Genomic DNA, 18,188 nt, shown 5'->3' with positions numbered 1-18,188 from the left:
GCGGCAGCACCTGATATTCCGCACACACGACAATCGCGCCATGACACCACAATCCTTTACCACTATCCGCGACCTGCTGCGCTATGCAGTAACCCGTTTCAACACTGCTGGCCTGTTTTTCGGCCACGGCAGCAGCAATGCGCTGGACGAAGCGGCCTACCTGATCCTGCACACGCTGAAGCTGCCGCTGGACAAGATCGACCCCTTTTTCGATGCGCGCCTGCTGCCGCATGAAATCGAAGCCGTCTTGCAGGTGATAGAAAAGCGCAGCGTCGACCGCCTGCCTGCCGCCTACATCACCAACGAGGCCTGGCTGGGCGAATACCGTTTCTATGTCGACCAGCGCGTGATCGTGCCGCGTTCGTTCATCGCCGAACTGATCCCCGACCATTTCTCGCCATGGCTGCAAGAGCCGGCGACGGTCAGCAACATCCTGGAACTGTGCACCGGTTCCGGCTGCCTGCCGATCATGCTGGCCGATGCCTTCCCTTCGGCCCATGTCGACACCGCAGATATCTCCGCCGATGCGCTGGCAGTGGCGCGGCGTAACGTCGACGACTATGAATTGCAGGACCGCATCACGCTGATCGAATCCGATTTGTACAGCAAGGTGCCGGCAAAGAAATACGACCTGATCGTCACCAACCCGCCGTACGTCAATTCAGGCTCGATGGGCAAATTGCCGCCGGAATACCTGCGCGAACCGCAAATCGCCCTGGCCGGCGGCAGCGACGGCATGGACCTGGTGCGCCAGATCGTGGCCGGCGCCAAGCAGCACCTGACCGCAAACGGCGTACTGGTGGTTGAAATCGGCAATGAGCGCGCCTTCGCCGAAGCGGCGTTCCCGAATTTGGAAATGACCTGGGTCTCGACCAGCGCCGGCGACGACATGGTGTTCCTGCTGACCGCCGACCAGCTGCCGTAGAGAAGTACAGATAACCACTCCCGGCACCATCCATTTATTTATTTAACCTCTAGAAACCCCGTCATCTCCACGAACGCGGAGATCCAGGTTGCTGCATAAAAATGGATTCCCGCGTTCGCGGGAATGACGCAGCAGGAGTTATAGAATTTTCCTTTAGCTGATAGCAGATAGTTTTCAATGATACGTTTTCAACAAGTTTCCCTGATGCGCGGCGTCAAGCCTTTGCTCGACAATGTCGACGTCACCCTCAACCCGGGCGACAAGATCGGCCTGATCGGCGCCAACGGCGCCGGCAAGTCCAGCCTGTTCGGACTGCTGCGCGGCGAGCTGCATGCCGACCTCGGCGAGATCGACTTTCCGTCGAAATGGCGCATGGCCTACGTCGCCCAGGAAACCCCGGCGCTGGACCGTTCGGCGATCGAATATGCGATTGACGGCGACGTCACCCTGCGCCGCCTGGAAGATGAACTGGCGTTCCTGGAAAGCGAACCGGAAAGCACCGCCAACGGCATCCTGATCGGCGAGCTGTATAGCGCACTGGCCGATGCCGATGCCTACACCGTGCGCTCGCGCGCCGAACAGTTGCTGACAGGTCTCGGCTTCTCGCTGTCGCAAATGGACCAGCCGGTAGCCAGCTTTTCCGGCGGCTGGCGCATGCGGCTGAATCTGGCGCAAGCGCTGATGTGCCCGTCCGACCTGTTGCTGCTGGATGAACCGACCAATCACTTGGACCTGGACGCCATCATCTGGCTGGAAGACTGGCTCAAGCGCTATCCCGGCACCCTGATCATCATTTCCCATGACCGCGATTTCCTCGACGGCGTGGTCAATGTCATCGTGCATATCGATGAACGCAAGCTGAAGCGTTATTCCGGCAACTACTCCTCGTTCGAACGCCAGCGTTCGGCGCAGCTGGAACTGGCCGCCGGCACCCTGGAAAAGCAGATGCGCCAGCGCGCCCATCTGGAATCGTTTATCAATCGCTTCAAGGCCCAGGCCAGCAAGGCGCGCCAGGCCCAGAGCCGGATGAAGGCGTTGGCCAAGATGGAAGAACTGGCGCCGCTGCGTGCAGCCGCTGAATTCTCGTTCGAATTCCGGGTGCCGCTGAGCGCACCGAATCCCCTACTGGTGATGGAAGACGTGAGCGCCGGTTATCGCACCGAAAGCGAAACCAGCCACGAAGTCACCGAAAAAGTGATCGTCTCCGGCATCAATTTTTCGCTGCAGATCGGCCAGCGCATTGGCCTGCTGGGCGTCAACGGTGCGGGTAAATCGACTTTCATCAAGACCATCGCAGAAGAACTCAAGCCATTGCACGGCGACGCCCAGTTCGGCAAAGGCTTGTCGATCGGTTATTTTGCCCAGCACCAGGTGGAAATGCTGCGTCACGACGAATCGCCGTTGTGGCACATGGGTAAAATCGCGCCGACCACGCGTGAACAAGAACTGCGCAACTTCCTCGGCAGCTTCAATTTCAACGGCCCGATGGTGACCAGTTCGATCAAACCGTTTTCCGGCGGTGAAAAAGCGCGCCTGGCGCTGGCGCTGATCGTCTGGCAACGCCCTAACCTGCTGCTGCTGGATGAACCGACCAACCATCTGGACCTGGAAACCCGTGAAGCGCTGACCATGGCGCTGGCGCAGTTCGAAGGTACGCTGGTGCTGGTCTCCCATGATCGCCATCTGTTGCGCGCCACCACCGATCAGTTCATCATTGTCGCGGACGGCAAGGTGCAGCCGTTCGACGGCGATCTCGACGATTACAAAGACTGGCTGTTCAAGACCAAGCTGGCGGCCAAGAACAGCGCTGCCGACGCGACTCTGCCAAAAGCCAGCAGCAAGGCCAAGATCGCCAGTGCGGTGGCGCCGGCGGCCGCTCTGGTCGTCGACAATGCCGACCGCCGCGAGCAGAAGCGGCAGGAAGCCGATGCACGCCAAAAACTGGCGGCGCAGAAGAAGCCTATCGAATCGCGCATCAAGCGCCTGGATGAACAGATCGCCAAACGTACGGCGCAGAAGACCACGGTCGATACCCGCCTGGCTGATCCGGAAATCTACGATAAAGACAAGAAGAAGGAATTGGCGACGCTGCTGACCGATCAGGCGTTCTACGCCAAGGAACTGACGCAACTGGAGGCGGAATGGCTGGAACAGCAGGAAGCGCTGGAGCAACTGGGCAACTAAAAGCCGGCCGGGGCGGCGCAACGCGCCGTCCTAAAACGCTGAGTATTATCGGCTGCGGCAAAGTCGGCCAGACCCTCGGCAGGCTTTGGCATCGCCAGCGGGCATTTACTTTGCTCGATATCCTGAATCGTTCAAATGCCAGCGCGCAACGGGCTCGCACCTTCATCGGCGCCGGCGATGTGGCGACCTCTTATGACGAGCTGCGCTGTACCGAAGTATTCCTGATTGCCGCCGGCGATGACCAGATCGCAGCTTGCTGCGATGCGCTCGCAGCCGCTGGTAAGCTGCAGCCCGGCAGCATCGTATTTCATTGCAGCGGCGCCTTGTCGTCGCTGGAACTGGCCGCCGCCACCGGCCTCGGCGCGGCGGTCGCCAGCATCCATCCGATCCGCAGTTTTGCCTTGCCGCGGCAAGTGGCCACGTCGTTTGACGGCACCTTTTGCGGCGTCGAAGGCGATGCCGCCGCGCTCGCCGTGCTCAAGCCGGCATTCCGCACCATTGGCGCCCAGCTGGTCGCCATCCGGCGCGAGCAGAAAACTCTATACCACGCCGCCGCCGTGTTTGCCTCCAACTATCTGGTGACCTTGATCGACGTCGCGCAGCAGGCTTATGCCGCCGCTGGCATAACGCCAGAAGATGCCTTGAAACTGATACAGCCGCTGCTGACCGAAAGCGTCGCCAATGCCTTCCGGCTCGGGCCGGCAACCGCCCTTACCGGTCCGATCGCACGCGGTGACCTGGAGACGGTGGCGCGCCAGCAGCAAGCCCTGCAGCAGTGGCAACCGCAAGTCGCCGCACTGTATCAGCAGTTTGCACTGCTCACCACCGAGCTTGCCGGACGCAAGAAAAACGGATAGCCGTAAACACCGCTAACCGAAAAAAATCTAGAATGCAAAGACAATAACTGCATATAGAATGGCAAAAGCATCATTTTACGTTTGCCCGCAAAACCGCTTAACATAGTCGTCACCAGCAACACCCCGTGCTTGTCTGTGCCCTCAACCAAAGGATAAAAAATGGCCACAACACTGTCAAAACTCAGCAAAATCGCAGCGGCAATCCTGATCACCAGCGTAACGCTGAATGCCTTCGCGGCAGATTTGCTCGATACCGTCAAATCCCGTGGCACCTTGAAGGTGGCGATGGAGGGCAACTACCCGCCGTTCAATTTCAAGGATCCGAAAAGCGGTGAGCTGACCGGCTTTGAAGTCGATGTGGCTAAACTGCTGGCAGCCAAGCTGGGCGTGAAGCCGGAATTCACAACGACTGAATGGAGCGGCATCCTGGCGGGCCTCGGCGCCGGCAAGTACGATGTCATCCTGAACCAGGTCGGGATTACCGAAGCCCGTCAAAAGGCCTTCGATTTTTCGCAACCTTATACCCTCTCCACGGCGCAACTGATCGTCAGGAAAGACGAGAAGCGCAGCTTCCCGACGCTGGAATCGCTGAAGGGCTACAAGCTCGGCCTGGGCCAGGGCACCAACTTCGAGCAGAAAGCCAAGGCGGTTCCAGGCATCGACGTCAAAACCTATCCGGGATCGCCTGAATACCTGGCCGACCTGGCCAGCGGCCGTATTGATGCGGCTTTGAATGACCGCTTGCTGGTCGGCTATCTGCTGAAGAGCTCCAACCTGCCGTTGAAGGCCGGCGCCACGTTCGGCGACATCGATAAAATCGGCATTCCTTTTCAAAAAGGCAATCCGAAGTTCGAAGCAGCTTTGAATAAAGCACTGGACGACATCCTGAAAGACGGCAGTTTCAAGCAGGTTTCGTTCAAATGGTTCGGCTTTGACGTTAGCAAAGCGCCATCGGCGCAGTAACTTGATTCGCGCTACACTGCGGTTAAACCAGACATCCCCGCCCACTGCGGGGATGTTTTTTTAGGCCGAGAATCTAGGTTTAACAGAGACCCTATGGAATTACTGGATTTGCTGCAGCAATCAGCGCCGACCTTGTTTCGCGGCGTCGGCTATACCTTGATTTTCGCGGTGGCGTCGATGCTGGGCGGTTTGCTGCTCGGTTTTCCCCTCGCCATCGCCCGCATCGTACCGTCGCGCTGGGCGCAATGGCCCTCCACCGTGTATGTCAGCCTGATGCGCGGCACGCCGCTGCTGGTGCAAATCTTCGTGATCTATTATGGCTTGCCCAGCATCGGCATCAGCTTCTCGCCGCTGACGGCGGGCATCCTGGCGCTCAGTCTGAACGCCGGCGCCTACTTGTCGGAAAGTTTGCGCGGCGCGATTCTCGGCGTGCATGCCGGGCAATGGTCCGCCAGTTACAGCATCGGCTTGAACTACGGGCAAACCTTGCGCTACATCGTGGTGCCGCAGGCGATCCGGCTGGCGGTGCCGTCGATGAGCAATACCCTGATCAGCCTGATCAAGGATACCTCGCTGGTGTCGGTCATCACCGTGACCGAACTGATGCTGGCGACCAAGGAAGTGATTGCGGTGACCTTCCGGCCGCTACCGCTTTATCTGGCGGCGGCGGCGATCTACTGGTGCCTGAGCATGTGTTTTGAACGCTTGCAAATCCGCCTGGAGCGCAAGCTCGGGCAGGCGCATAAATCAAACTAGCAATCGATTTGCCGTCAAAAACGCGATAGCAGATCGATCTGGCTCACCAGCGGCGTAGCGTCACCCGGATGTGCGCGCTGGTAGCTGCCGTCGCTATCCATATCCCAGGCCGATGCATTGTCTTGCAAGTGCACCAGCAAGCTCTCCTCGATCACGCGGCGCTTGAGTTTGCCGTCCAGGATCGGGAACGCTGTTTCGATGCGGCGGAACAGGTTGCGGTCCATCCAGTCGGCGCTCGACAACATCACATGTTCCTCGCCGTCGGCATAGAAATAAAACACCCGGTGATGTTCCAGGAAGCGGCCGATGACGGAGCGCACCTTGATGTTTTCCGACAAGCCCGGCACGCCCGGCTGCAAGGCGCAGACGCCGCGAATCAGCAACTGGATCTTGACCCCCGCCTGCGAGGCCAGGTACAAGGCTTCGATCACGGTCGGCTCCAGCAAGGCATTCATCTTGGCAATGATGTAGCCCTGCTTGCCGGCCTTGGCCGCGTCGACTTCTTTCTGGATCGCATACAGCACATTGGCATGCAAGGTAAACGGCGATTGCCACAGGCGTTTGAGCGGCACCTGCTTGCCGAAACCGGTCAATTGCTGGAACACGTTATGCACGTCTTCGCAGATCTTGTCGTCATTGGTCATCAAGCCGAAATCGGTGTACAGGCGCGCAGTTTTCGGATGATAGTTGCCGGTGCCGAGATGCACGTAACGTTTCAACTTGGTATGTTTGGCGTGCCGTTTGCGGCGCACGATCAGCAGTGCCTTGGCATGCGTCTTGTAGCCGAACACGCCGTACACCACGTGGGCGCCGACCGCCTCCAGCTTGGCGGCCCAGCCGATATTGGTTTCTTCGTCGAAGCGCGCCATCAACTCCAGCACTACCGTGACTTCCTTGCCGTTCTTGGCGGCTTGCATCAGGGCGCTCATCAGCGGCGAGTCGTTGCCGGTACGATAAATGGTCTGTTTGATGGCCAGAACGTCGGGATCGATCGCGGCCTGCTGCAACAGCTCCAGCACTGGATGGAAGCTTTCGTAAGGATGGTGCAGCAAGACATCGTTCTGGTCGATGATATCGAAGACCGAGGCGCCGGTGGTAAACGCCTTTGGTAGTACCGGCGAATGCGGCGTGAATTTCAAATCCGGGCGGTCGACCAGATCAGGCAAAGGCATCAGGCGCACCAGGTTGACCGCGCCGTTGACCCGGTAGCAGTCTGCCGGCATCAGGCCGTTCTGGTTCAGCAAGCGCTGCACCAACGAAGCCGGCGTGCCGTCGGCCACTTCCAGCCGCACCGCATTGCCGAGCTGGCGCGTCGGCAGCTCTCCTTGCAACGCCAGCCGCAGATCGGTCACCTCATCCTCATCGACAAACAAGTCGCTGTTGCGGGTCACGCGGAACTGATAGCAGCCGCCAATCGACAAACCCGGAAACAGCTCGCCGACAAAGCGTTGCATGAAACTGCTCAACAGCACGAAGCCGTAAGGATGGGCCGACAGGTGTTCCGGCATCCGCACCAGCCGCGGCAAGACCCGCGGCGCTTGCACGATGGCGAGTTCGGTCTCGCGGCCGAAGGCATCCTTGCCGCTCAGCTTGACGGCGAAATTCAAACTCTTGTTCAACACGCGCGGAAACGGGTGAGCCGGATCGAGGCCGATCGGCGTCAGCACCGGCAGCAGCTCGGTCTTGAAAAATTCATGGGCCCAGGCGGTTTGTTCCTCGGTCCATTCGGATTCCTGATAGAACGCAATGCCCTCGGCGTTCAGCGCTGGCAGCAGCACTTCGTTGAACAGCGCATATTGGCGCGCCACCAGCTTCTGCGCGCGCTCGCTGATGGTGCTGTAGGCATGCTGCAACGACATGCCGTCAGGCGTCACGCCATCCACAGCAACCCGGATCTGCTCCTGCAAACCAGACATGCGGATCTCTGAAAATTCGTCCAGGTTGCTACTGGTGATGCAGACAAAACGCAGCCGTTCCAGCAAGGGCACCAATGGATCTTCAGCCTGGGCCAGGACCCGCTCGTTAAAGGCAAGTACGCCGAGTTCGCGGTTGAGCAATGGAAAAGTCATGTTCCGGTCGATAGAGTGAGCTAGGGGGATGGACGATTTACAGCCTGCACAATTGGCAGATTACTAATATGACGTTATTGATTGTAAGGATGGAATGTGACGCGAGAATGACAAACCCGTGTCCGACAGCAGACGGTGCAGCGTGAAAGCCAAAGATATCTTGTCGCCTAAAAAAGAAAACGACTTGCAGAAACCAGATTCTGCAAGCCGCTCTAACAACGTCGCCACTACTTTAACTGCTGATCAAATCACCGTAGCCAACCCCAGCGTCAGCAACAAGGCCACCACCGAAATAATGGTTTCGCAGACCGTCCAGGTCTTGAAGGTTTCCGTCACGGTCATGTTGAAGTATTCCTTGACCAGCCAGAAGCCGCCGTCATTCACATGCGACAAAATCAGCGAACCGGCGCCGGTGGCGAGCACCATCAGTTCCGGCCTGACAGCGACGGTGCCGGCAGTGACGATCGGCGCCACGATACCGCAAGCGGTGGTCATGGCGACAGTCGCCGAGCCGGTAGCAACCCGGATCAGCGCCGCCACGAACCAGCCCAGCAGCAACGGCGACAAATGCGCATTGTTGGCGACTTCGACAATCGCTTTGGAGACGCCGCCATCGATCAGGATACGGCCAAAGCCGGCGCCGGCGCCGACGATCAGCGTGATGCCGGCGATAGGCGCCAGGCATTCGGTAGTGAATTTGAGGATGGCCTCGCGATCAAAACCGCGCGAATTGCCGAAGGTATAGAAACTCACCAGCGTACCGATCAGCAGTGCGATCACCGAGTTGCCCATCAGGCGCATGAAATCGTTAGCGAATGTCTTTGGCGTAAAAAAAACATCAGCCCAGCTACCCAGCAACATCAACGCAACCGGCAGCAGGATGGTGGCGATGGTGATGCCGAAACCCGGCAATTCACGGGTCTTGCCCTCTTCCACGAATTGCGCGATCAGTGGATTGTCCGGATTAGGGATGACGAAACGGCTGATCAGCTTGGCAAACAAAGGACCGGCAATGATGGCGGTTGGAATGCCTACGATCAGCGCATACATGATGGTGCGGCCGATATCGGCGTTGTAGGCAGTCACGGCAAACAGCGCGGCAGGATGCGGCGGGATCAAGCCATGCACCACCGAAAGACCGGCGACCATCGGGATACCGACCATGATCATGTTGGTGCCGGTACGCTTGGCGACGTTGAAAGCGATCGGAATCAGCAGCACGAAACCGACTTCAAAGAATACCGGCAAGCCGACAATCAGCGCCACCACCATCATGGCCCAATGCACCCGCTTGGGGCCGAAAACGCCGATCAGCGTGTTGGCGATGCGTTCTGCACCGCCCGACTCGGCCATCATCTTGCCGAACATGGTGCCCAGCCCGACCACCAGCGCAATGTGCCCCAGCGCGCCGCCGACCCCGGTTTCATACGACTTGACGATATTTGCCATCGGCATGCCGACCACCAGGCCCAGTATCACCGAGACCACAATCAGTACGATGAACGGATTCATCTTGAACTTGGCGATCAGCACCACCAGTGCGATCACTGCAATCACTGCGTACAGGAGCAACAGATTTCCCTGAACCATCTCCATCAAATCCTCCTATGTTTGCTTATATTTTATGAATACTTCGGTCGAATGCAGCCTGGGTTGGTGACGCGTAACCCAAGCTGTACAGCCAATCGCTTTCGTCTTGCGCGATTATTTTTTATAGGCAATGCAATCCACTTCCACTTTGCAATCGACCACCATCGCCGATTGCACGCAAGCGCGGGCCGGCGGATTGGCGCCGAAATATTCCTTGAAGACACGGTTGAACGATTGGAAATCCCGGGTATCGTCGAGCCAGACGCCGCAACGCACCACGTGTTCCGGACCATAACCGGCTTCCTTCAGGATAGCCAGCACGTTCTGGATGGTCTTGTGCGATTGGGCGACGATGCCGCCGTCGATCACTTCGCCGTCCACCATCGCCACCTGGCCGGAAACATACAGCCAGCCGTCGGCCTCCACCGCGCGCGCAAATGGCAGGTGCTGGCCGCCGGTTCCAGAACCACCTTCGACACCATATCGTTTGATTGTCATGACTACTCCTCAGTAAAAAATAGAATTCAACTTGCGACAGCTACACGAACATTAGGGCGTGTTGACATAGGATTTGGGAGTGCGAACGCGCGGCATGCGACGCCTGCAGCCGTTCCCGGAGGGTTCAAGCCAAAACGTGCGTTGCCCGCGTTGCATGGCTTGCCACCACACGTTTTGGCTTGAACGCATCTCCCAAATCCTATGTCAACACGCCCTAGCCTCTCGCGCCAGGAAACGCCCCGCCCGCAACCCGGTAGGCGCTTTTTCCGCACCGCCAAGATAAGACAAGACGCCATTCACCCATACTGCCTCGATCCCTTCAGCCGGCTGCATCGGATCCGCGAAAGTTGCGGCATCGCGCACCGTCTCCGGATCGAACAGCACCAGGTCGGCCCAATAGCCTTCGCGCACCAGGCCGCGCTCGGTCAGACCGAAACGCTCGGCCGACAAGCCGGTCATCTTGCGGATCGCCACGGTCAACGGAAACAGTTTTTGTTCACGGCTGTAATGGCCGAGCACCCGCGGAAATGCGCCCCACAGGCGCGGATGCGGCAAGGGGTCATTGGGCAGGCCATCCGAACCGACCACGGTGGCCGGATGACTCAGGATGCGATTGACGTCATCGTCTTGCATGCAGTGATATACCGCGCCGGCCGGTTGCAAGCGGCGCGCGGCTTCCATCAGGTCGACCTGCCATTCGGCAGCGATGGCGGCCAGCATTTTACCGCCCATCGCCGGCTGCGACTCTGACCACGTCACCATGATATCGATGGTGTCGGTCACTTGCTTCAAATCCAAGGTGGAAGAACTGGCCGTGTAGGGATAACAATCGCAACCGACCGGCTGGTAGCGCTGCGCCTGCTCCAGCGCCGCCAGCACTTCGCCGCTGCGGCCCCAGTTTTCGACGCCGGCACATTTCATGTGCGAGATCACCACCGGCACCCGCGCGTGCTTGCCGATGCGGAAGGCTTCGTCCATGGCTTCCAGGATATCGGCGAATTCGCTGCGCAGATGCGTGGCGTAGATCGCGCCAGCCTCGGCCAGCGGTTCCGCCAGCGCCAGCACTTCCGAGGTCGGCGCCATGATCGCATTGCCATACGCCAGGCCGGTGCTGAGGCCCAGCGCGCCGTGCGCCAAGGCTTCACGCAACTGCACACACATGGCGGCGATTTCGCTGTCGCTGGCGGCGCGGTCAAGGCGGTCCATCTGGTTGCTGCGCAAGGCCGTGTGGCCGATCAGCGCCGCCACGTTGATTGACGGTTTGGCCTGGTTGACGGCTTCGACATAAGAAGCGAAAGTGGGATAGCTGAAAGCGCTCGCTTCGCCCAGCAGATTCATCGGATCAGGCGGTTCCGCCTTGAGGCTGACCGGCGCGGCGCTGATGCCGCAATTGCCGACCACCACGGTGGTGACCCCTTGCGACAGCTTGGGCAACATCACGGGTGTGCGAATGACATTGGTATCGTCATGCGTGTGGACGTCGATAAAGCCGGGGCTCAATACCTTGCCGTTGCCGTCGATGACTTGTCGCGCATGCCAGCCGAGTAAAGCACCAAGTAAAGCACCATTGGCACCATCGGCGCCAGCGCGGGCGATCTGCACGATGCGACCGCCATCAATGGCCACATCGGCAGCAAACGGCGCGCCGCCGCTGCCGTCGATCACGGACACGTTGAGAATCAGCGTATCGCATTGGTGAATTTCAGCGGCATTGTCGCCAGTATTCATATCATCACTACCCATATCAATCTCCCAGCGGCTCGCGGCTGCTGCCGCCACGATGCGTATCCAGTGTGAATTTCAGGCGTCGCAGCAGCTCCTGGCTACGGTCTTTTTGCAGCAGCGCCAGTTCCGTCATCAGCACATCCAGCGCCATCATCATGGCGTAGCGCGATGACGACGGCTTGAAAATAAAATCGGTTTCCATCGACTTCAGCGGCAGCAGCACATCAGCCATCGCCGCCAGCGGCGAACCAAGCGCGGTAATCGCCACCAGCTGTACGCCGTACTCCTTGGCCACCGCGCAACTGGCGTTCAACTCAGCCACGTTGCCGGTGGTGGACAAGACCAGCACCACATCGCTCTTGTCCGAGGTCGCCGCCACCATTTTTTGCAACATGGCGTCGTGATAGGTTGCCACCGGACGGCCCAGCCGCACCAACCGATAGCGCGCCTCATCAGACAGCATAGTCGAGCCGCCTCCCATACCAAAGGCATAAATCATGCGCGCCTGCAGCAACGTTTGCGCCGCTTGCAACAGCGTTTCCTGGTTCAGCAAGCTGCGGTTCACTTCCAGCACTTTGTGGATATCGGTGTAAACCAGGTCGACGATTTGCGGCAGCTCATCGTCGGCAAGCACATTCTCTGTCCGCAAAAAGCGCTGGCCGATGGCTGCGGCCTGCGCCAGATTCATCTTCAGTTCGCGCACATCGCGGCAGCCGATGGCCTTGGCGAAACGGGTAACGCTGGCTTCGCTGACGCCGGCCTGCCTGGCCAGGGTCTGGATGCTGGCGCTGGCGGCGAACGGCAAGTCGCCAAGGATCGCCTGCGCTACCTTTTGCTCAGCCTGGCGCAACTGGCTGCTACGCTCGGCGATGCGCGACACAATATCGAATGGATGATTCATGCGCTCCACGAAGTGCTACACGACGGCGTTCCGATGGGTATACCGTGTGGTCAGTCAGAAATATTGCATCTACCGCAACAACACCTCGATGTTACGGCAAGATGAAAATTGTTATGTTACTTTGTAACATGCTTCTAATATAGTAAATTCAAGGATATGATTACGTCAAATGAATTATGACGGAGGAGAGTTAAATATGAGTGTTACAAACAATCACACCAATATCCAGAGCCCGCTTATCGATCCCTTGAACAAGGGGCTTGGGGCTTTTCAGCAAGCTGTGACTGCCGAGGAAATCAAGGCGCTGAACTGGAACCTGCTGCGCGAAGACCTGAGCCTGCCTACGGCGGTGCTTTACGAAGAGCGCATGAACCACAACCTGCAGTGGATGCAGCAGTTCGTCACCGAATACGGCGTCAAACTGGCGCCACATGGCAAAACCACCATGGCGCCCAAGCTGTTTGCACGCCAGCTGGCCGGCGGCGCCTGGGGCATCACCCTGGCCACCGCGCATCAGACCCGGGTCGCCTATCAGCACGGCGTGCGGCGCATGATCATGGCCAACCAGCTGGTCGGCAAGCAAAACATGGCGATCATCGCCGATTTGCTGGCGGATCCGTCGTTTGAATTCTGCTGTCTGGTCGATTCGGCCGACGGCGTCGATCAACTAGGCGCTTTCTTCCATGCGCGCCGGCAAAAATTGCATGTGCTGCTGGAACTGGGACCTGACGGCGGCCGCACCGGCATCCGCAACCCGCAACAGCAGGCAGCGGTGCTGGCGGCGCTGGAGCGCTGGCCTGACAATATCGTGCTGGCCGGCGTCGAAGTCTACGAAGGCGTCCTGAAAGAGGAAGCCGACATCCGCGGCTTTTTGCAGCATGCAGTCGCCTGCACCAAGCAACTGGCCAAAGATGGCCGCTTTGCCGCCCGCACCGATGGCGCCACGGCACGGCCGGTCATCCTGACCGGCGCCGGTTCGGCCTGGTATGACGTGGTCGCCGAGGAATTCGCCAAGACCGAGATCGGCCTGCCGCTGGATGTGGTGTTGCGTCCCGGCTGCTACCTGACGCACGACGTCGGCATTTATCGCGCGGCGCAGGCACAGATACAGACGCGCAATCCTATCGCTCGCAAAATGCGCACCGAGCTGCAGCCGGCGCTGCAACTGTGGGCTTACGTGCAATCGATTCCCGAAGCCGGCAAAGCCATCATCGCGCTCGGCAAGCGCGACGCCGCATTTGACGCCGGCCTGCCTTTGCCTGCTGCGCATTTTCGTCCGGGGAATCAGGCGCCGACGGTGACCCCGGCGCACTGGCAACTGACCGGCATGATGGACCAGCACGCTTACCTGCAGATTACCGACGGCGACGATATCAAGGTCGGCGACATGATCGGTTTCGACATTTCGCACCCTTGCCTGACCTTCGACAAATGGCGTCAGATTGCCGTGGTCAACCCGCAGCATCAAGTGGTCGATGTAATCCAGACTTTCTTTTGACTTCAGCACCGGGTAAAGCAATGACGATAGATATACTGGCCTATGGCGAAGCGATGGTGGAATTCAACCAGCGCGTCCATGACGCACGCATGTACTTGCAGGGCTTCGGCGGCGACACCTCCAATTTTTGCATAGCCGCAGCCCGCCAGGGTGCGCGCAGCGGCTATATCAGCGCGCTCGGCAATGATCACTTCGGCGAAAAATTGCGTGCGCTGTGGCTGGCGGAACAAGTCGACGCCAGCCACGTGCTAAACGATGCAAGTGCGGCTACTGGCGCGTATTTCGTGTCGCACAACGAGGGCGGCCATCACTTCGATTACCTGCGCGCCGGTTCCGCCGCCAGCCGCTACGCCAGCGCGCAATTGCCGCTGGAGGCGATTGCAGTCGCCAAGGTGCTGCACCTGTCCGGCATCAGCCTGGCGATCAGCGCATCGGCCTGCGACGCCGGACTGGCGGCCATGGCGCATGCGCGCAAGGATGGCGTGAAGACTTCGCTGGACACCAACCTGCGGCTGAAACTGTGGCCGCTGGAACGCGCCCGCGAAAAAATGCGCGCGGCGTTTGCGCTGTGCGATATCTGCCTGCCCAGCTGGGACGACATCAGCGCCCTCACCGGCCTTGACGACCGCGACGCGATTGTCGATACGCTGCAATCCTACGGTATCGGCCTGATCGCTTTCAAGCTCGGCGCGGAAGGCTGTTATGTCGCCACTGCCAAGGAACGGCGCCTGGTACCGCCCTACGGCGTGGAAGCGGTAGACGCCACCGGCGCCGGCGATTGCTTCGGCGGCGCCTTCATCGCCCGCCTGGTGGCTGGCGACGATCCCTTCCGGGCCGCGCGCTACGCCAACGTCTGTGCGGCGCTGTCGACTACCGGCTACGGTGCGGTAGCGCCAATTCCCCATGCGGCGCAGGTTGAGGAAATACTGGGCTCAAGCTAGAAAGCAGCGAGCTGCTCTGCACGCGCTGCTTTGTACCCACTGCTTTGCAGCCACCGTTACGCAGCGCGCGCCCGTTCCGCCAGCAAGCCTTCGACAATTTCTCCCAGCCGCTTTATGCCCTGCTCGATCTGCGGCGAAAACGGCTGGCCGCAGCTCAGCCGCAGAAAGTGATCGAAGCGCTTCGAATTGGAAAACATCAGGCCCGGCGCGGTCTTGATCCCTTCCTGCAATGCCGCTTCAAACACGGCTTTCGATGATAGTTGCGCAGGCAATTCCACCCATAGCAAAGCACCGCCATCCGGCACGTTGATGCGGGTGCCGCTCGGGAAATGACGCGCGATCGCCTCGGCGGTGCGAGCCCGCTGCAAGCGCAAGGCCTCGCGCAAACGGCGCAGATGACGTTCGTACGCGGTCGACGCCATAAAATCGGCGGCGGCGATCTGCGACCATTCTTCGTTGGCGCGCGTATGTGCAAATTTCAGCATCTCGATCCGCGCCTGCCAGCGGCCGCCAGCCATCCAGCCTAGCCGCATGCCTGGCGCCAGCACTTTATTCAGCGACGCGCAGTAGATCACATTGCCGCTGCGGTCCCAGGATTTCAAGGCACGGGCCGAGCTTGTCTCCGGCACCATGCCGCTATACGAATCATCTTCGATCAACGCCATGCCATGCTCTTCGCACAGCGCCACCAGACGCGCCTTGTGCTCGTCCGGCATGATGCTGCCGAGCGGGTTTTGCAAATTCGGCACCACCACTGCCGCCTTGATATCGGGGTAGGTTTGCAGCGCAAGTTGTAGCGCTTCTATCGATATGCCGGTGCGCGGGCTGGTCGGAATCTCCAGAGCCCGCATGCCAAGGCTTTCCAGCACCTGCAACAAGCCGTAGTAAGTCGGCGACTCGACCGCGACCGTATCTCCCGCCTGCGCCACGGCGCGCAGCGCCAGGTTGATCCCCTCGATGCAGCCATGGGTGACGATCACCTCTTCCGGCGCCAGCTTGATGCCGATGGTCAGGCTGCGCTTGGCGAGAACTTGCCGGAACGCCGGATTACCGCTATGCGACATCATGCTGGTCAACACCTGAGGCTGCAGGCGCAAGGTGCGGATCGCAGCGTTTTTCAGGGCCTCCACCGCATACAGCTGCGGCGCACAACTGGCGCCGCTCAAATCGAGAGTGACGCTGGCGCTGCGGCCTTGGGCGATAACTCCCGAGACCCGCTCATGGATCCCGGCATACTGGGCCGACATCAGGGCTGGCATGGCCGACAGGTTGGGCTCTTCCGCCAGCGCCAGGCGCCGCGCAGGCAGTACGAAATAACCCGAGCGCGGCCGCGCCTCCAGCCAGCCGTCTTGCTCCAGGTAACGCAGCGCTTGCAAGGCCGTCGACAGGCTCACCTGATGCTGCCGCATCAAGTCGCGCACCGAAGGCATGCGATCGCCCGCCGCCAGCGTACTGGACTGGATCGCCGCCAGGTAATGCCCGGCCAGCTGGCGGTACAGCAGTTGCGGCGTAACGGATTGCGACGATGAAAGCGACAAGGGAGGTTTGCTCATGGCGATGGTTGAATTGTTTGAGTGTGAGGCATTTGCGGACAACGAAACAGATACAGAACAAAGCAAAACAGACAATAACAGGTCCGCAAATACCCCGACTGTTACGCTGTATTTAACGCATCGCTGTGCCTGTTTCGGTAGCGTTTTGGCGATTACGCTGGAGCCGTCTCATTAAACAAGGAAACCACGATGAACTCGCCCGCCGGCAGCACCTCCAGAATCGAACTAGGCCGCGGCAGCGGCAGCATGTTCCACGCCAGCCGCGGCACGACTATCGTCTCTTTGCAAGGCAATATGCTGATCGCCGAAACCGACAGTTATTTGACCGATATCAGCGTCGCCAACTGCGCCCTGCTCCACGAGGGAGATTGCCATGTGATACGGCGCAGTGGCTGGGTACGCTTGCATGCGCAAGGAAGCAGCAACGCTGCCGGCCTGGTAATTGTGCCAACAGGAAATTTTCTGGCGTCATTCCTGGCCCGCTGGCGGCGTCGGAGCGACACCTCCGCGTATGCGGCAAACCAGACGCATGTCATTGAATCATAGACAACCAGCCACAAACAGTATGTCCGCCGCCACATATCTCCCTGCTTGGCATGCGGACATACAGCAAAGCGCTTGTTGCAAAACCCTGATCTGGCTTATTCTGTGTGCATGAGTATCACGCGCGAAGATCTAGAACAGGACCGCCTCCGAAGCTTCCTGGATAACACCCCGATTGCGGCTGCCCTGCTGTCCGAAGCAGCGCTGGAAGCCTCCTGGCGCGCCGCCCTGGCGTCGCTACCCGATCCCAACGGCGACGTCTGGCTGTTCGGTTACGGCTCGCTGATCTGGAACCCGATGGTGGAGTACAGCGAACGCGTACCGGCCATGCTATACGGCTTCCACCGCGGCTTCTATCTCTACTCCCGCATCAACCGCGGCACTTGGGATAATCCCGGGTTGGTGCTGGGCCTGGATCGCGGCGGCTCCTGCCAAGGCATCGCCTTCCGGATCCCCGCTATCAGCATAGAAACCGAACTGAAAATGCTATGGCGCCGCGAAATGCTCACCGGCGCCTACATCCCGCGCTGGCTACCCATGCAACTCAACGGCAAAACCGGCCCCCGCATCAAAGCCCTGGCCTTCGTCATGAACCGCCAGCACGAAAGCTATGCCGGACGACTGCCCGACCCCACGATCATCTCCCACTTGCGCGACGCCTGTGGCTTGTATGGACCGGCCAGGGATTATTTGCGGCATACGCTGGAGGGACTATTGAAAGAAGGATTTGAAGATCCCTATCTGGCGAGGCTCTGGGCGCAACTAGAATCCTGTCAAAAAACCACAACAGAAAATTAACCCCGCTGGTTTTGACGTTGAAGTTGCTTGTGAAGTTGCCGTTGATGTTGCATTTGAAGTACCCGCATTGAGAACTTGCCAAAAGAGGCGCGTGGCAGTCGGGAATTGTGGGGGAACATGTTTGAGCCGAAGGCGAGTTGGTTTCCCCACCCGACTGCCACGCGCCTCTTTTGGGGACCTGACCGAAGGGAAGGCAAGGGCTTTGCGGTCGCCTTCTTTTTGGTTACTTTTTCTTGGCGAAGCAAGAAAAAGTGACTAGCTGCCGGAGGGTGTAAATAATTTTGTGTAAACGGTCATTTGGCAGGACACTGCCGCCATCAAGGAGAAACAATGACCGTCGCAACGCGTAACAAACGGGCCAAGCCCGATCCAGAACTGCTGAAACTG

The 18,188-nt window shown here is 59.3% G+C and carries 15 protein-coding genes; 9 read left to right on the top strand and 6 right to left on the bottom strand.

What is annotated here, in order from left to right; genetic code table 11:
* Window positions 1–40 precede the first annotated feature (40 nt).
* The 5 genes from prmB (at window position 41) to ABI171_RS08570 (ending at window position 5,685) form a co-directional block, all read left to right on the top strand.
* A complete protein-coding gene (gene prmB / locus ABI171_RS08590) occupies window positions 41–925 on the top strand; it encodes a 50S ribosomal protein L3 N(5)-glutamine methyltransferase (protein ID WP_348092156.1) in 885 nt (294 codons plus the stop codon).
* 177 nt (window positions 926–1,102) lie between these two features.
* Complete coding sequence (locus tag ABI171_RS08585; RefSeq protein ID WP_348092155.1) at window positions 1,103–3,109, top strand: ATP-binding cassette domain-containing protein; 2,007 nt, start codon at window positions 1,103–1,105, stop codon at window positions 3,107–3,109.
* Window positions 3,067–3,966, top strand: a complete 900-nt coding sequence (locus tag ABI171_RS08580) for a Rossmann-like and DUF2520 domain-containing protein (protein WP_348092154.1) — start codon at window positions 3,067–3,069, stop codon at window positions 3,964–3,966. Before ABI171_RS08585 ends, ABI171_RS08580 begins: the two co-directional genes overlap by 43 nt.
* Before the next feature lie 159 nt (window positions 3,967–4,125).
* On the top strand, window positions 4,126–4,929 hold the full coding sequence (locus tag ABI171_RS08575) for a cystine ABC transporter substrate-binding protein (protein ID WP_348092153.1): 804 nt from the start codon (window positions 4,126–4,128) through the stop codon (window positions 4,927–4,929).
* 93 nt (window positions 4,930–5,022) lie between these two features.
* Window positions 5,023–5,685, top strand: a complete 663-nt coding sequence (locus ABI171_RS08570; protein WP_348092152.1) for an amino acid ABC transporter permease — start codon at window positions 5,023–5,025, stop codon at window positions 5,683–5,685.
* A gap of 14 nt (window positions 5,686–5,699) precedes the next feature.
* Here the strand turns inward: ABI171_RS08570 and ppk1 are convergent, their stop codons facing one another.
* The 5 genes from ppk1 to ABI171_RS08545 form a co-directional block, all read right to left on the bottom strand.
* The gene (gene ppk1 / locus ABI171_RS08565) at window positions 5,700–7,754 is read right to left on the bottom strand and encodes a polyphosphate kinase 1 (RefSeq protein ID WP_348092151.1); all 2,055 of its coding nucleotides are present in this window, start codon (window positions 7,752–7,754) and stop codon (window positions 5,700–5,702) included.
* A gap of 243 nt (window positions 7,755–7,997) precedes the next feature.
* Entirely contained in the window at window positions 7,998–9,350 is a 1,353-nt protein-coding gene (locus ABI171_RS08560) for a GntP family permease (protein ID WP_348092150.1), read from the bottom strand.
* Window positions 9,351–9,458: 108 nt separating this feature from the next.
* Window positions 9,459–9,842, bottom strand: a complete 384-nt coding sequence (locus ABI171_RS08555) for a RidA family protein (RefSeq protein ID WP_348092149.1) — start codon at window positions 9,840–9,842, stop codon at window positions 9,459–9,461.
* Between the two features lie 204 nt (window positions 9,843–10,046).
* Complete coding sequence (locus ABI171_RS08550; RefSeq protein ID WP_348092148.1) at window positions 10,047–11,585, bottom strand: amidohydrolase family protein; 1,539 nt, start codon at window positions 11,583–11,585, stop codon at window positions 10,047–10,049.
* Between the two features lies 1 nt (window position 11,586).
* Entirely contained in the window at window positions 11,587–12,468 is an 882-nt protein-coding gene (locus ABI171_RS08545; protein ID WP_348092147.1) for a MurR/RpiR family transcriptional regulator, read from the bottom strand.
* 196 nt (window positions 12,469–12,664) lie between these two features.
* Here ABI171_RS08545 and ABI171_RS08540 point away from each other — a divergent pair, with 196 nt between their 5' ends.
* Both ABI171_RS08540 and ABI171_RS08535 read left to right on the top strand, forming a co-directional pair.
* Window positions 12,665–13,966 carry an amino acid deaminase gene (locus ABI171_RS08540; protein ID WP_348092146.1) on the top strand — a complete coding sequence of 434 codons (1,302 nt, stop codon included), beginning with the start codon at window positions 12,665–12,667 and terminating at the stop codon, window positions 13,964–13,966.
* A 20-nt stretch (window positions 13,967–13,986) separates the two neighbouring features.
* On the top strand, window positions 13,987–14,907 hold the full coding sequence (locus ABI171_RS08535; protein ID WP_348092145.1) for a sugar kinase: 921 nt from the start codon (window positions 13,987–13,989) through the stop codon (window positions 14,905–14,907).
* Window positions 14,908–14,963: 56 nt separating this feature from the next.
* Here the strand turns inward: ABI171_RS08535 and ABI171_RS08530 are convergent, their stop codons facing one another.
* Window positions 14,964–16,460 carry a PLP-dependent aminotransferase family protein gene (locus ABI171_RS08530; RefSeq protein ID WP_348092144.1) on the bottom strand — a complete coding sequence of 499 codons (1,497 nt, stop codon included), beginning with the start codon at window positions 16,458–16,460 and terminating at the stop codon, window positions 14,964–14,966.
* Window positions 16,461–16,649: 189 nt separating this feature from the next.
* Between ABI171_RS08530 and ABI171_RS08525 the strand changes: the two genes are divergently transcribed.
* Together ABI171_RS08525 and ABI171_RS08520 are read left to right on the top strand one after the other, a co-directional pair.
* Entirely contained in the window at window positions 16,650–17,006 is a 357-nt protein-coding gene (locus tag ABI171_RS08525; RefSeq protein ID WP_348092143.1) for a hypothetical protein, read from the top strand.
* A gap of 108 nt (window positions 17,007–17,114) precedes the next feature.
* Window positions 17,115–17,801 (top strand): gamma-glutamylcyclotransferase, encoded by a 687-nt coding sequence (locus ABI171_RS08520; protein WP_348092142.1) that lies wholly within the window; start codon window positions 17,115–17,117, stop codon window positions 17,799–17,801.
* Window positions 17,802–18,188 lie beyond the last annotated feature (387 nt).

The sequence above is a fragment of the Collimonas sp. genome (assembly GCF_039923675.1).
Classification (GTDB): Bacteria; Pseudomonadota; Gammaproteobacteria; order Burkholderiales; family Burkholderiaceae_D; genus Collimonas.
Note: the sequence above shows the minus strand (reverse complement) of the source record. Positions and strands in the feature narration are given on the sequence as shown.